Consider the following 17,160-nt stretch of genomic DNA (forward strand, 5'->3'; position numbering starts at 1 on the left):
ACTATATATTTATTTTATTTTCATATAATTCTTAATTATTTTATTTAAATAAAATATTTAAACTTAATCAGGAGAATTATATGAAGAGATTATTTAGGGAAGTTTTAAAGTCTTTATCAAAAAATAAAATCACATTAATTTGTTTAACTATTTTAATCTTCTTAACATCAGGTATTTTTACTCTTTTATTTGATGTTAAGAAAAGTTATTCAACAACTATTTATAACTACGATACGATATCTAAAATTCATGACTTAACAGTTGATTTAGATTTTAACCCATCTGGCGTTGTTCCAAATGGTGGTTTTAGTAAAATCGATAAAGATAACAAGACTCACGTTCAAAACCCGATTATTTTTGAAGCGGATGATAGTAATGTTAAAAATTCATATAGTTTATACGTTCCTGAAAAGGATCAAAATTTTATACAACTAAAAAATAAATTTAATAATCTAGATATTTCTGATGAAAATTTATATATCAAAACAGAAGATTTTATTGCTTTATATGCAAAATCACGTTCAATTAATTCAGATATTACATTTGGTATTAATGACGAATCAGCAAATGAAAGTAAAGCAAGAGAATTTAATTTTAACGTTGATACAAATCTTGATTTATATGTAAAAAGAAATGGTAATTATTTCAAACAAACTAGACAATATACTATTAATCAAGGTGATAGATTTACTTTTGTTAATAATGTTAAATTATCACAACTTGGTGAAATTATTCAATCTCCAATGGGCCCAAATGGTGAAACAAGAATAAAGGAATACATCATTAATCCAGTTTCAATCTTTTTAAACCTTGAAACAAAACAAGCTTCTATTTCGCCAAGTGATTACCAAGCTTGAAAATATAACGGTTCATTATATGTTTTAAGTGGTTCGGCAGTTATGAAACTTTTGGGTTTCAGCGAATCAAATGGTAAATGATATTATGGCAACAATGCAACCAATGATATTAGATTAAATGATGAACACAAAACAGATGCTGATAATATTTTTGGAAATGATTATTTAGCAAATGAATTCACTATTAATAGTTATTTAGGTTCAAATGTAGTATCTGCAGATGTAAAACAACAAATTACATTTAACACTAATGTTAATTACGAATTGCCTATTGAATGAATTAGAAATAAAAAATCAACAACCAAATACGTTTGACACAGACACGTTCTAAACTGAAATGAAGAAATTATTGAGGAAAATTCAAACTGAAAAGGTTCATATTTCAATTTTATTAAGAAATTAAAAGATGAAGATATTGAAAAATACAATTCTTTAAAATATTTCACATATTGAAGCAAGATCAACACAATTACATACAAAATCGGTAATAAAACAGAAAAAACTTTTGAAGTTAGCGGTGAATTAACTAAAGAAGATTTAGATGTTACTTTCAAAACTCCATGAGACGGTGGGCAATTTAATGTCTATAATCCAAGTGAATTTAATGACGCAACTAATATTAAACCTCATTTCACAATTAGACAAATTGAGTTCCCAACAACAAATGCTTATGAAGAAATTGAACAAGAAAAAATTAATAATTTATACAAAGCATCGATTTTAAATAGCAACATTGATTTTATAAGAAATGGTGCACATAATCTAGCAAGAAACACTGTTTTAGAACAACTAAAATCAATTGTTACTGAAGAAAACATTGGATTACGTGAAACATTAACTGTTGAAACCGTTGATGAAATAACAACATCAAAAAACGTATTTCACTTTATAAACGTAGGAGATAAAGATACTAAAATCAATGGCGTTAAACAAAACATTGGAAAACTATATAACGAACAAATCAATCCGACAATTATTAACTCATCAATTACTAATAAAAACACTGATGATTTTATTTTAAAACCAAAAGAAGGGGATAAAACATTTGTAAAAATACCTTCTGAATACGCAATTGATTTAATTAAATGAATTTTCAAAAGTTATTCAACAGTTCCAAGATATTTCAAAACAAATATTATTTTTGATAACTACTACGACTACTACCCACAAACTCAAATTCCAAGATTAAATAGAAACCAAAAAATTGCATTATTAACTATTGCTGATAACGAACCATATTCAGACAAAGGACCTACTATTGTTGGAGGGATTGCTTACAATGATATTGGTTATGTAATTTTAGTTAAAGACACTATTGATGGTTTTTCACAAGAAAAAGTTTGAAAATCAGTTATTATCAACAACAAAAACGTATTCTCAATTAATGAATTACATCAAATTCTAATGCAACAAAATTGAACATTAGATGGAATTATTGGTAAAGATGGTTGATTGTATATTGATGAAAAATACACTAACTCAATGACATTACCAATTGCTTTTGGAACAATTAATAATGAATATGCTGTTGAAATTATTAACAAAAAAACCATTACTTCATTAATTGGAGCAATTAAGAAAATTCTTTTAAAAACTGATGTTAACAAAATTATTAAACAAGATGATCTAAATAGAGCATTCCAAGCAATTCAAAAAGCTATTGAAGATAACCAATTACACGTTCTTCTTGGGGTAGCTAAAGTTAATAACGAAATTTTAACTAAAACAATTTTTGATGCCATTAGATATATGGGTGAATCAGTTGATAATGATGTTCACGAAAATGCACAATATATCAATATGAACGGTAATGCATTTATTAGAAATATCATTAAATACGCAATTGATTACTTTAAAGTTCAATACGTTAATTCAGGTCAAACCGAAGAAGAAAGAAGAGCATATCTAGAATCTCAAATTCAAAATATCGCTCCATTGATTGGTATTGCTTCAACTGTTTTAATTCCTCAATTAAATCTATCAATGAGGGATATATTTAAATACATTAAAGATTTCTCACAATTATTTGATGTATTTAAATCATTAGTTGATGCAATTGACTTTACAAAATTCGCTAATTTAATTAATGATTGATTTAGTCTACCAAAACACAATCTAAAACCTTATACTACATCTGATGATGAATACTGAACATTGTCAATGGATAGAATCATAATTACATTCTTTGAATCAATTGATGAATATAAATTAAAAACCGCAATTAAGGATTTCATTAATTTAATTGACTTTAATGCAATATTAAACCCAGAACATCCAGATAGCTATTATGCAAAACTAGCTAACTACAGAGAATTACAAAACAATCCATTTACTGAAGATGATAAAAGAGATATTAAAGCTTTATTAAACAAATTAAATGGTTATAAAGAAGTAGAAAAAGCATACACTAACATCAATGAAGGTTTAGGCCAATTTATTGACAATATTAGTATTGGTAAATTTGCTCATTCATTGCAACAATTAGTTGAACATGTTAGAAAACCAATTTTTGCTTCAAAGAAATTATTTGAAAACTGAAATACAGAAAAACTGCAAACAGTTGATTATATATCTGCATTAATTTCTTCAATTAATTCAGATTTAGATCCAAACGTTACTGGAAAAATTTCTTCAGTTCAACAAGCAATTATTAAAATGTTTAACCTATCTAACAAAACAGAAAAAATATTAGGTCCATTAAATGTTTTAATCCCGGGAAAAGATGAAGAAAAACTATCAGCATTTGATTTATTTACAATTTCTAAATTAATTCCTAACTTTAATAACAATACAGATGTTAAATTTGATACAACCAATCCACCGGTTGAACCATATGATTTAATTTCAATTGATAAATTAATTAACAAGCTTGAATTAGCTAAGAAAAATAATGTAAGAATTAACATCACTAAAAATGAATGAGATTTCCTACAAAACTATGTTTTAATCACAGACAATGATTTTAAAGACATTGATAAGATGTTAGAAAAGATACATTCATATAGAATGCTAATTGATAAACTATCATTGAAAAATTATGGTCCATTAGCAACTAATGGTAATTGAAAATATGATTTTAAAGATTTCGTTAATAAAGAAGTTTTATCATACGGAGATCTAGCATATCGTTCTGCCTTAATTAATCCAGAAGATCCTTTACATAGGGATGACAACGAAATATTAAATGTACTATATTCTTTCTTATCAAAAGAGTTAGTATCAAGAATGTTATCAGAGGGTCAAGGTGCATTTATTAAACATGAATTAAACCTATATTCATTATGAATTAAGATTGCATACGAATTGTATAACCTAGGTGAAAAATCAACCAAAACATCATTTGATCCAGAAACTAATAAAACCTATGGTGAAACAGTTAGAAAAAGATATCTAAATCTACAACAAGTAAGCCAAATTATGAAAGAATTGCTTGCGATTGCTAAAACAGATAAATTTAAGGAATTATTAACTGCATACAACGAAGTTAAATACACACTACCAAGTTTAGGTATTTTAGGTTCAGATGATACATACAAACCTAAATTATTTAAACTAGCTAGAGCGCACATTGAATCAAAAGAAGCTATTGCTAATTTAAAAGAAAACTTAAATAATTCAGATGAATTCAATAATTTATTCGCTTTAATTTCTAATATGAATATCAATGAAGAACGTATTCAAGAAGTTAAAAATATTTTCTATAAACACATTGATGAATTAACATACAACATGGGATATATTGCAGCAAGCGATCAAATGCCTACTTTCTATGTTGATTCTCTATCTAAATTCATTGAGAATTTCTTATCAGAAGATAGCAAAATTAACTTAATTGAAAACGAATATCAATTTGATGTTATATATAATTTAGCGATCAGTTATGCTAAATTATCACTAGGATTATCAATCTTAAACGTTCCTAAAAACATTTTTAACCCATTGTTGATTTTAAGCTTCCCTCAAATATTATTATTCTACGCATTAACCAATGCAGAAAATGAAGGAAACCTTGAATATATTGTTAAGAAATTAATGACCAACCTTGAAGGTGTTTCATTAAATGATATTAAATCATCAATTTTACCGTTATTTGACGCAATTGAAAATCGTCATTGAATTGTTGAAACAAAAGATAACGAAAACGTTAACCTAGATTTATCAAACTTTGCTTACACATTTGAAAAAGTCTTTAAAACCCCAGATGGTAAAGAGCTTGAATTCTTTGGCATTAACTTATATAAAACTATTACTAAAGCAATTGATAACTTAATCACTCCATTAGAGGTATGAAATACCATTGTATTCTCGGATTCTGGTTCATATTTAGCTAAAGTTAACTATGGTTATTTCAATAAGAATAAAAAAGAAATTTATGATGGTGATTTAACACAAGCATTACAAAATCCATTAGAAATGGAAAGATTGCTTCAATCATTGCCAGATAAATACAAAATTAAAATCAACACTATGGAATATTTAATTATTGGTGTTGATACAACAGCGGATTACTTATATCCAGTTGTTAACGAAGAAAACTTACAAGTCGATACAAATACTCAAGCACTTGTATATGTAAACCAAAAAGGTTTTGACAGAATGCGTTCTGCATATCCAACATTTGCTTTAAAAACATTTGTATTAATCGCTGCACCAAAAGATAGTTCAGGCAATTTCATCGAAGGTAAAGACCCCGAAAAATTAAAAGAACAACTTCAAGGGATTGTTTCAAACGTGTCTTCAAATAACTTAAATAAAGTTTATTTAGCAGACGAACTTGACTTCCTGAACCCTGAAAGATCTATTAGATTTAAAACAGTGAGAACAATTGTTTCTGTTATTCAACAAACATCAATATATTCAGTAATCTTATTAATTGTTTTAGTTTCATTCATTGTATATTTCATTATTAAGAGATACATTGAAGCAAGAAATAAAGTTATTGGTATTTTAAGAGCACAAGGTTATACAACCGTTGAAATAGCTATTTCATTCTGTGCCTTTGGTTGAATTCCTTCAGCAATTGGGGGATTAGCTGGATATCTAACTGGATTGTTTATGCAAGGCAAGACAATGCAGATCTTTAGCTCCTACTGAACGCTTGAAAATAATACAATTCCATTTAACTGAATTTCAATGATTCTAACAACGATTATTCCAATCGTTGCCGTTTCGTTGCTAATTTATATCATTACACAATTCTCTGTAAAAAGAAAACCAACGGAATTAATGTCGGGATTAGTTGATGTTAATGTTGGAAATATTGCACAAAAAACTTCATCAATTTTTAGAAGATTTGGTATCAAAACTAAATTTATTGCTTCAATGGCAATTAATAACTTTTCAAAAATGTTGTCATTGTTCCTGGCATTCTCAACTACTTCATTGATATCAATGTTCTTCTTATCATCAAATAATGTCTTTAACCGTTCTATTTCACAAACATATAAACATAGATTATATAAATTTAAGTTAGACCTTGAAACACCAACTACAGAAGGTGGCCCATACGTTACTTATAATAAAAACAATGTAGAAAATCTATTGTATATGCCAAACGATTTAAGTGGTTCCGCTTCATCAAATGGAACACAACTTGATTACGAAAACCCTAACTTCTTACGTCCTGGATTCTCATTAAATACAGACGTTAATATTAGAAAATTTGATCCAGTTGTTATAACTAAATCATCACTTGATCTACTATTTGACTTAAACGTTGAATTATCTCCATGAGATATTACATATTCAAATATGCCAGAAACTCAAAGAGCAAGGGTTATTCAAATCTTTGAACGTGTTTCTAAGGAAATGGAAGCATCACAAAACGTTATATATAACGAATCAGGTTATATAGAATTTGCTGTTAAGGATATGGATAAATATCTAGCTGACAAAGCAGCTGGTTTACAAGAGGATATGAAAAACAGAACGCATTACTTTGTATTTGCTGCTCAAGATTCATATGACCTTGATAAAAAAGAAGATAGTAATTCAAAACAATTTAAATTTGTTGAATGAGATCCAGTTAATGAAACTTATTTAAAACCAATTAAGATTTCAACTGCATCACACCGTCAAGAATATAGAGATTTCTTAATTTCTGCTTATAAAAAGATTGATAGTATTGATTTCTTTGTTGGTTTTGCTGGTATTTATTGAAATGAAAATACTAACGAGAAATATTCATACGCTAAAACTAAAATTCATGACAAAGATCAAAGAATTTATGGTTATAAAGCAAATTCTCAATACATTAAGTTGTTAGATGATTATGGTCATAACTTAATGGATACAATCGAAGCTTATAACTGAGATGTTAATAAAGCAATTCCTGTTGTTGTTAATAAAGTTACTGCTAATAATTTAGGTTTAAAAGTTGATTCAGTCTTTAATGGGAAAATTTTAAACCACGTTGATAGATTTAACTACCGCATATTAAATTTAGAAAAACCAAAAGATGATTATGAATTTAAAGTTGTTGGTATTTCTGATACCTATATTAATAACGAAATAGTTACTTCAAAAGATATCATTGACAAAGTTTTAGGTTTAGATACATTAACAACTCGTTTAAGAAACGCAAGAAGTTATGAACTTCAAAACCTAATTAAATTCAATCCTTCAAAAGCCCAAGAATATACTAAATTGTTTAATGAAAAATATCAAGGATTTAACGGAATTCTTTCAAACGATAAAACTCCAGTTCAAACCATTGATACATTAACTACATATTCAGCTTCTGGTTATTGAGGAGCATCAAACACATTTGATGTTGCTAACTCATCAGATGAAAGTGTATATTCATTCTTTAAGAAAATCTTTATCTCAGATCCTGATACTAACTTTATTTCTGTATTCGAACATATGGTCAATGCGGTTAATGAAGAAAAGAATGAAAACTATCAATATCTAGATAAATTAGCTGAGTTTCTAAAATTAACTAAAGCTGATTTGGAAAAAATTAGAAAAAACACAGGTGTTGTGTTAACTGAATATCTAAAACCGGCACGTGATGCCTTAAATAAACTATATGGTACTGACACTAGTGCTATATATGGTAAAGACATTATGTACGGAGCATCATTTGATGTTAACTCAAAAGATATTGAAATTGGATTTATAACCGGTATTTCAAATACAATTAACACTATTTTAGTGGCATTCATTATTGTTTCGTTCATTATATCAATTGTTATTCTAGTTGTTATTACTAACATAATGATTGCTTCAAACCAAAGAGCAATTGCAACATTCTCTGTTTTAGGTTACAGCGGAGTTGAAAAAATATTCTTATTCTTCTTTAACTTCGTACCTGTTATTCTATTTGCTTGTGCGTTAATGATTCCAGTTACCTTTGCTGTTATTGCAATCTTTAACTCATTCCTATTAACAACAAGCCAGATATTCTTACCACTAACGTTGTATATTTCAACAATCATTATTTCAACCGCAATTTGTATCACTGTATTTACAATTACATCAATCATAACTTGAAACTCATTAAATAAAGTTAAAGCAATCGATGCCTTGAAAGGAAGATAATATGAAGAAAAAAGAAAAGAAAGATATTCATGGATTAGAAAATTTATCTATGGATGAATTAATGCATCCTAAACAAACTTTTGAATTTGATGACGATGGTGTTTCTACAAAAGTATTAGATGTTAAAACCTTAAAGGAATTTAAAAAAGCTAATGAAAAACCTCGTAGAAAAGATGGAAAAGAAGTTGCAACTAATACAGAAAATCACATCATTGAAGTTAATAATTTAAGAAAGACATATTTATCAGGAAACATTGCAACTGAAGTGCTAAAGGGAATTAGTTTCTCAATTGACCGTGGAGAAATAGCAATTTTATATGGTAAATCAGGTTCTGGTAAATCTACACTGCTTAACATCATTTCTGCATTGGATCGTCCAACAAGTGGTGATGTTATTGTAAATAATGTTAGTCTTCCTTATTTATCAGATCGTCATCAAACTTTATTTAGACGTAAAAACATCTCATTTATTTTCCAAGCTTATAACTTATTACCAAACTTAAACAGTTATGACAACGTAGAAACAGGCGCTTATCTACAAGCGGATAAATCAAAACATTTTAAAATTAAAGATTTATTTAAACAATTTGAATTAGAAGGATGTATGTATAAATACCCATCTCAAATGTCAGGAGGGCAACAACAACGTGTTTCAATTTTAAGAGCATTAGCAAAAAATAGTGAAATTCTTGTAGCTGACGAACCAACTGGAGCGTTAGATGAAAAAACTTCTAAAATTGTTTTAAAAATATTACAACAAATTAATCGTGATTATAAAACAACAGTTATTATTGTTTCTCATGATCCAGACGTTGCAGAAATTGCGGATAAAGTAATTTATCTAGAAGATGGGAAAATTAAAGAAATCGTTGTACAAGAAAGAAAATGATTGGTTGAACAAGCAAAAAATTCAGAATAATAAAGAAAATAAAAAATAAAAGCCGATATTGGCTTTTATTTTTCTTCTTTTTCAAATAGATTAGTTAAATATGAATGGTATTCATTAATACATTGAATTTTTAGGTTATTTAACTCTTGAATATGTGTATTAAACGTTAAATTTGGGATTCAAAATTTATAAATGTTTTTATCAATTTTTCCGTTAACAACAAGGAATCCCTCGTTCTCTTTTTCTAACAAAATGTTAATAATTTCTTTGTATGTTTGATTAAAGAAAGACAACCTTCATATTAAGTTATTTATTGGTTTTCTTGAACTTAAGTTTGATGCTCAATTTTTTAATTTATTATTGATTTTAAATAGTTTTTTAACATTTTTTACATTGGTTGGAATGATTAAATTGATTCTAATAAAAGGTTGATTTTCATCAATGTCATCAGCGTTTGATACAAATTTAATAACATTGCTATGATATTGTGAATGTTTGCAATTATCTAAGATATTATTATGCATTTCAGTACGCAGTTTTTCATATGAATCTAATGTCATCATAACATCAAGTTCAAATTCTTGCGTTTCAGGTTTTTCATTAGTTGTTGTGTATAAAAGCAATTGATTATCAGCGCTATATCAGACATTATTTTCATTACAAAAATTAATAAATATATCTAGCAATTCTCATTGATTTAATCATTTTTTTTCATTCATAATAACAATATTATAAAGCAAGAATATTCATAGAATATTAACAATGTAAAGATTTGTTTAAAAAATGTTAAAATAATAGAATTGTATGAAAGGAAAATAATGGCTGATAAAAAAAATCTAACTACTGAAAAAAAATCACGTAGAACGAAAATTTTATGAGGTGCATTTTGAGGAACTGTATTATCAGGCGCTTTAGCAGCTGGTGTTACAATCCCTGTTATTCAAGCACATAAAAAATTACCAAAACCATTACCGGTAATTGAAAGTAATGAAAGTATAATTGAAATCACTAATCCAGATGGTTCAATTACAAAGATTCCATTTGAAGAAATTACTAAATTAGATAAAACTGTTAATGAAAATAAATATATTGCAGATCAAATCAAAAATCATATTACTGAATATCTATACAATAAAGAATATGAAGCATCTTTAAAATATGAAGCAATTTACAAAGCGGATAAAATTAATGATTTCCGTACAATTGCACTTCCATCAAAAGAAACTTTAAAATCAGAAGAAACAAAGAAAATTAACGACTTAGAAACTCGTTATAAAGAACAATTTGGTTTTGATAAAAAATGAGAAGAAAAATTCTTATTTGAATTAGCCAAACCTGAATACGGAAATGCTAAATCAAAAGAAGAAGCAATTGAATATAAAGTTATTAAAAGAATGGAAGCAAATGCTTACCGTAGATATGAACTAGAAATCAATCAAGATTTTACATATACTGAGTTAAAACAAGGTTATATCGTTGCTAATGCAGATGTTTATTACACAATTGATGGTAAAAAGGTTGAACTATACAAAAAAGGAGATCATATTCCCCTACCTTTTGCTATTGAAAATGAAAACTATGTTTTACCAAGCGAAAGTGACCCTGAATTAAAAGTTAATAAACCAGATGAATTTAAAGTTCCATTGTTTGTAACTAAATCATTTATTTTTGAAGAAAAAAATCCAAAGAAATATATTAATGAATGAATTAAACAACAACAATTTATTTCATCAGATTTAACATTATCTGCAAAACCGAATAGTTCAAAAGAAAAACCTTGAGTTGTTTCAAAAGATGAAATCATTAAATTATTTACATATTCAACATATGAAAAAGATGATTCACATGTTTCAATTGAATTGGGTATCGATCGTTTAGCTAAATTCATGGGGTTAACTTCATTAATTAGTAGTGATACATTAACTGCAGAACAAGAAAAACAAGCTAAAAACGATAAGATCGCAATTACTAATGTTTCATCAAACGCTTCAAACGCTTCTAAATACGGAGCTGATGGATTTAAAAACGCAAAATCATTAATTAGTAGTTCAGAACCTAAAGCTGCAATGCCAATTGTTTCAATTTTAAACGGTGATGTTACTCAAAGTGGTTCTGGATTCTATAAATATGACGAAAAAGCTACATTATTTAGTGATTTAAGAACTAAATTACTTGCTCTATTTGAAAGTAATGCCGAATTAAAAGAAATGTTAGCTAAAACAGAACCAATTGAAATTGAAACCAATGGTGATTACACATATAAATATTCAGAAATTAATGAAAAAATTAAGAAGTTCATTAACGAACTTGAAGCAAAAGATTTTGATAAAATCGCAGGAGAAGCATTTAGAGATGCATTCGCTTTCAATTCAAGCGAAACAAATGAATTTGATAAATATAAATACGCAACAGTAATTAAAGTGGATAAAAACTTTGTAATCGTTTCAGATTCAGGTATCAATATTAAAAACGTGTATAAACTTGATTCTTTAGAAGTTTCTAACCGTTTAATTAAAAGAGATTTAGCTATTCAATCAAAAGCAAATATTTCTGATGGATTTAACCAACCATTATTCGATCTACCAAATATGTTTAAAGAAATCCTAACTGAAAACTATAAGGTTAATGATTTATTACATAAAGATGACTTCATTGCATATCTAAAAACCAAACAATATACACAATATCAAAAAGATGTTAAAGTTGCTTTCAGCGATGAAGATGTACAAAAAGCAATTAAATATTACGATATCTTACAACAAGCAGCACTTGGTCAAGAATTAAGAGATAAAGCTAAGAAAATTCGTGAATACATTGATTCAGAAATTGAAAAGAATTTCAATGCTGACTTTATCTACAAACCTGATACAAAACAATTTGTAATCAGAGGACATGAAGATCAAAAATTAGATACTTACTTCTTTGAACAATTAAAGAAATTCATTGAGAAAAAAGAGAAAGGGGAATAAATGAAAAAGAAATTATTTTGAACATTTCCATTAGTTTCATTACCTCTTTTAGCAACTCCAGTGATTGCTAGTGCTTGCGATAATAAAGAAGTAATTACTAAACGTGCTGAACAAGAAAGAATTATTAACGAAAAATTAACTTTCAATCATGTATTAGTAACTTTAACCAATACATATCTACAAACTTTTTATGCAAATGACTTAACAGCTAATTTATCAACAAATAATGAAGGTGAAAAACAAGATAAAATCGCTTCATTGTATAGTAATAAAAATTCGCAATTATATAAAGACTTATATGAAATTTTCAAAATCTATGCTGATAGACAAATTGAAAACAACCCTCAATTCTTCAGTAATTTAAGAAATACATTTATTGAAGCTAAAATCGATGTAGAAAACTACAACCCAGCACCTTTTGTTGCTCCAAATGAAGATGAATTTCTATTCATTATGAACAACTCAAACGTTTTAATGGATAACTTAAGATATGAAATTCAAAAATTATTATTAGTTAGAAATTATTTATTAAAAGATAGAGAAGAATTAAGAGCTTTAGCTAATAACGAAAATGGGTTAGATAAACAACAAGCTAAAATCGTAATTGATGAAGATAAAACACCTGAACGTGAAAAGATTTTATTTAAACATTTAAATGCTAAAGAAAATACCTTACATTTAATTAAATACCTATTAGACAATCCATTAATTCAAACATGAGAATTCAATGATAGTCGTGATATGAACTTACGTTGAAAACAAGGTGAAATTAGAACAGCAGATGATTACAACCGTTTAGCTGAATATAACCCAGCCAATAAACCTTTATATAAAGTAAATGAAGTTGCTAAACATCCAGAATTACTAGTTGCAACTGGTGCAAATGAAAATATCGATTTAACAACATTAAGAAGCTATAAAGGAATTTCTAAAGCTACGGGTAGTGTTGCTGAATTAGCAACTGATATATATAGTTTAAAATCTCAAGAATCACCAATTTATGGATTCGTTGATGCTAACAGCAAAAAGGTATATTCACAAGATTCATTTACCTTTGCTAAATTATTAAAACAAGAATTAAGAGCTCCTTTAGCTAAAATCTCTGATTTAAAGAAGGCTGAAATTAATGAAAACAAAGCTAAAACATTATCTCCAGCTGACATTGAATTAACTGGTTTAACTAAAGTAGAGGACCCAAAGAAAACAATTTATCAAAAAGAAGTTACATTAGATCAAAAAACATATCATATGTTATTTGAAATCACTAGTGTATTAAGCAATTTAGATAAAACAAGAGATATAGAAATTACAGTTCATGTTTCTGTTAAAGAATTAGAAAAACGCCAACATCTAGTATATAAATCAACTTTAAATAATTTAGAAAACGAAATCACTGCTAAAGAATACAACTTAAATCTATATAGAGATTATGTAAACGCTTTAGACAATACATCAAAAATGTTTAACCCTAAATATGTTGTTAAGATTGTCCCTTTATTAAACGAAGATCCAACATTAGAATTTAGTGACAACAAAGCTAATAGCACAGATGAAACAAAAAAAGCATTTAACTTTAAAAACACTCCTTGAGATAATGAAACACAACAAAAAATTATTGCAAATCACATTATCTTTTTAGATACAAACGATTTATTCAAAAAAGCAAACGCTTATTTCAAAGAACTTGGTTTCAAAATGGATGAAAGTAAAATGAATACAAGCATTGCTAAAAAATTAAAATTAGAAGGATTATTATAAGATATGGAAAAAGATACATTTCAGAGAATTATTGATCGTGAAATTCCTGCAACAATCATTTATGAAGATGCAGATGTAATTGCATTCAATGACATTAAACCAATGAACAAAGGTCATTTTCTAGTTGTTTCAAAAACATTTTCAGAAAATCTATACGATATTGAAGAAGAAGATTTAGTATATTTAATTACAAAAGCTAGATCAATTGCACTTGAAGTAACTAAAAAATTGAATGCAACCGGATTTAAGTTATTAATTAATAACAATGAATCAGCTGGTCAAGTAATTTTTAGAACACATGTTCATATTATTCCCTTCTATGAATAACAAAATAAAGGCTATCAATTCAGATAGTCTTTTTATTTTTCAATATATAATACTAATTTATGGAAAAAGAAATCACAGGAATTGTTATTAAAAAAACTGCAATACATGAATATGATGCCTTTGTTAAGGTTTTAAGCAAAGAAGGTATCGTGGATTTATATTGTAAAGGAGTTAATAAACCTGAATCAAAAAATAGAAATGCTTTAAATCTATTAGATGTTTCTAATTTTGAAATATTTATTCCAAAGGATAATCAATTTAATCATCGTCTAAAAAGAGCGACATTGATAAAACAATTCCCGTATGATTCCAATTTATTGAATATTCAAACTCAATTGTTGCATTGATTTAACTTAATTAAATCTGAAAACTGTGAATTATTAATTGAATGATATATTGAATTAAATAAATATTGAAAAACTAATAAGGATTATAAAATTTATACTTTTCTATTATTTAAAATCTTACAAGCAGAAGGTATTAACCCTTACTTAAATGGTTGCGTTGAATGCAATAAAACTGAAGACATTGTTTCTTTTGCGTTATATAAAGGTGGTTATTTGTGTCAAAAACACGCAATTAATCAACCAATTATGAATGTTGGCATATTAAAAAGCCTTTTTTATTTAGATAAAACTTTTGAATTATATGCTTCTAATGTTAGTCATGAAGACAATAAAACTATTTTTAAGTTAATTATTGAATATTTAACTGAATTAATTTAAAAATCCGCATGTCAATAATTTGCGGATTTTTAAATTATTCATCTTCTTTTACAATAACTTCTTTTTTAACTCTTTTAACTTTCTTTTTAGTATCAGCTTTGTTGTCTGATTCAGTTAAAGTTTTGTTAGCAGAAGTTTTTCTTTCTTTTTTAATCACTTCTTTTGAAGAAGATTTTTTAACTTTTTTGCTCTTCATTTCTTTTAATTTAGCAAGAATTTCTTTTTTCTTTTCGGGATGATTTTTCAATTCTTGTTCTAAATTATATTCAAGCATTAAATCGCCAAATTCATCTAATTCTGGGTTATCATCAATTTTAGCTTTGTGATGGTCGGTAAATAATATCGTCGGTAGAATAACTACATTTCTTCTTTTATTTTTATAAAAGAAAGGAGCTAATCTATCAATCATTAATTGTTTCAATTGCGGAACTGTTCAATCATTTGTGTTTTTAATTACGTATAAAATTGCACCATGAATAATTCTTTTAGCTTCTTCAATTAAATGTAATGAGTTTTTTACAAAGAAAGCCCCTCTAGATACAATTCTTGGTTTTCCTAGAATAACATTTTTTTGCTTATTAATCGCAATGATTGCATGAAGGAAACCATTTTGGCCTAACTCCATTCTTTCTTTCATGATGTTTGCATTAGTTTTAGATAATATATTACCATCAATAAATACAGGTCCGAAATATACTTTTTCATCAGATAGATAAACTTTATGATCTACTAAATGATATACATCGCCTAATTTGGCAACCAAAATATTGTCAGGATTTACACCACTTTCAACAGCGGTATGTCCATGAACAACGCTCATTCTATATTCACCATGGTATGGCATAAAATATTTCGGTTTAGTTAATTCAAATATTTTACGATGTTCATCCATGTAAGCATGACCTGATGTATGAAGATATCCATCAACACCATTTTCTTTAATAATAGCTCCATATTTATATAATCTATTAACCAATAATTCAATTTTTGATCTATTACCTGGAATTGGTGATGAAGAAAAGATAATCATGTCATTGTTTTTAATTGTTACATATGGGTGTTTTCCGTATGACATTTTAGCAAGTCCAGCAAGTTCTTCACCTTGAGAACCAGTTGTTAGAATAACTAATTCATTTTCACCATACTTACTGATTGCTTTTTTATCAATAATAATATCGTTAGCAACGTTAATATAACCTAGTTTAGTACCAATGTCAATCCCATCAATCATTGAACGACCAAATGCAACAACTTTTTTACCCATTTGTGCCGCTAATTCAATAATTGCTTTAATTCTAGTTAGGTTAGAGGCAAATAAAGTAATAATTATTTTTCCAGTTGCTTCTTTCATGTATTTACCAATATCTTCTAGAATATCACTTTCAGAAGGAGAGTGGTTTGGTCGCATAGCGTTTGTTGAATCAGAAAATAGTACATCAAGACCTTGATCGCCAATTTCTTTTAAGCGATTAAAGTCAGTTAAATTACCAATAGGTGTATAGTCAAATCTAAAATCACCTGTCATCATTAATTTACCATTAGGAGTTGAAACTCTAATGCCAAATGCATCGGGTATTGAGTGTTGCGCGGTTCAGAAATCAACAGAACAATCATCAAAAGTTGCTACTAAATCTTTTTCAATTTCGATAAATTCAATTTTGGTTTTAATTTTCATGTTATCGAATTTAAGTTTTAGATATTGAATTGCAATTCTAGGGGCGAAAATTCTTTTTACATCAACTTGTTGAACTAAATATGGAACACCACCAATATGATCTTCATGTCCGTGAGTTATAAATAGTCCTTCAATTTTATCTTGATTATCTTTCAAATAAGTATAGTCAGGAATTGAACCATTGATTCCAGTTGTGAATGTATCGCAAAATTTAATCCCTGTGTCTATAATGAAAATATGATTACCATGTTCAATAATTAATGTACTTTTTCCAATTTCTTGCATTCCGCCTAAACCGAAAATTTTTGTTGGTGTCATTTGATATATTCCTCCTAATTATTAAAATGAAAAAAAGCAACAAATATAATTTGTATTAGTATTATTTTACAACATTAAAAACTAAAAATAATAAATTAAA

At 27.3% G+C, this 17,160-nt stretch carries 8 protein-coding genes; 6 read left to right on the forward strand and 2 right to left on the reverse strand.

The genetic code is table 4. The features are described 5' to 3' along the window. Positions 1 to 80: 80 nt before the first annotated feature. Together EXC28_RS05290 and EXC28_RS00460 are read left to right on the forward strand one after the other, a co-directional pair. A complete protein-coding gene (locus tag EXC28_RS05290; protein ID WP_029330174.1) occupies positions 81 to 8,399 on the forward strand; it encodes an ABC transporter permease in 8,319 nt (2,772 codons plus the stop codon). A 1-nt stretch (position 8,400) separates the two neighbouring features. Next, positions 8,401 to 9,318 carry an ABC transporter ATP-binding protein gene (locus EXC28_RS00460; RefSeq protein WP_029330172.1) on the forward strand — a complete coding sequence of 306 codons (918 nt, stop codon included), beginning with the start codon at positions 8,401 to 8,403 and terminating at the stop codon, positions 9,316 to 9,318. A gap of 35 nt (positions 9,319 to 9,353) precedes the next feature. Here the strand turns inward: EXC28_RS00460 and EXC28_RS05295 are convergent, their stop codons facing one another. Then, positions 9,354 to 10,007: a hypothetical protein gene (locus tag EXC28_RS05295; RefSeq protein ID WP_029330170.1), complete on the reverse strand. Its 654-nt coding sequence runs from the start codon at positions 10,005 to 10,007 to the stop codon at positions 9,354 to 9,356. A 99-nt stretch (positions 10,008 to 10,106) separates the two neighbouring features. On the opposite strand from EXC28_RS05295, the gene EXC28_RS05300 reads away from it, so the two are divergent. From EXC28_RS05300 to recO, 4 genes are read left to right on the forward strand one after another with little or no spacing between them, the layout of a single operon-like run. Beyond that, positions 10,107 to 12,257, forward strand: a complete 2,151-nt coding sequence (locus tag EXC28_RS05300) for a HinT-interacting membrane complex protein P80 (RefSeq protein ID WP_029330168.1) — start codon at positions 10,107 to 10,109, stop codon at positions 12,255 to 12,257. Beyond that, on the forward strand, positions 12,258 to 14,015 hold the full coding sequence (locus EXC28_RS05305; protein WP_051622560.1) for a HinT-interacting membrane complex lipoprotein P60: 1,758 nt from the start codon (positions 12,258 to 12,260) through the stop codon (positions 14,013 to 14,015). 3 nt (positions 14,016 to 14,018) lie between these two features. After that, positions 14,019 to 14,342 carry a histidine triad protein HinT gene (hinT, locus tag EXC28_RS00480; protein WP_029330164.1) on the forward strand — a complete coding sequence of 108 codons (324 nt, stop codon included), beginning with the start codon at positions 14,019 to 14,021 and terminating at the stop codon, positions 14,340 to 14,342. Between the two features lie 59 nt (positions 14,343 to 14,401). Further along, positions 14,402 to 15,067 carry a DNA repair protein RecO gene (gene recO, locus EXC28_RS00485; protein WP_029330162.1) on the forward strand — a complete coding sequence of 222 codons (666 nt, stop codon included), beginning with the start codon at positions 14,402 to 14,404 and terminating at the stop codon, positions 15,065 to 15,067. 34 nt (positions 15,068 to 15,101) lie between these two features. Here recO and EXC28_RS00490 read toward each other — a convergent pair whose 3' ends face one another. Then, positions 15,102 to 17,060 carry a ribonuclease J gene (locus tag EXC28_RS00490; RefSeq protein WP_084271866.1) on the reverse strand — a complete coding sequence of 653 codons (1,959 nt, stop codon included), beginning with the start codon at positions 17,058 to 17,060 and terminating at the stop codon, positions 15,102 to 15,104. Positions 17,061 to 17,160: the final 100 nt, after the last annotated feature.

Source organism: Metamycoplasma cloacale, from assembly GCF_900660735.1.
Classification (GTDB): Bacteria; Bacillota_I; Bacilli_A; order Mycoplasmatales; family Metamycoplasmataceae; genus Metamycoplasma; species Metamycoplasma cloacale.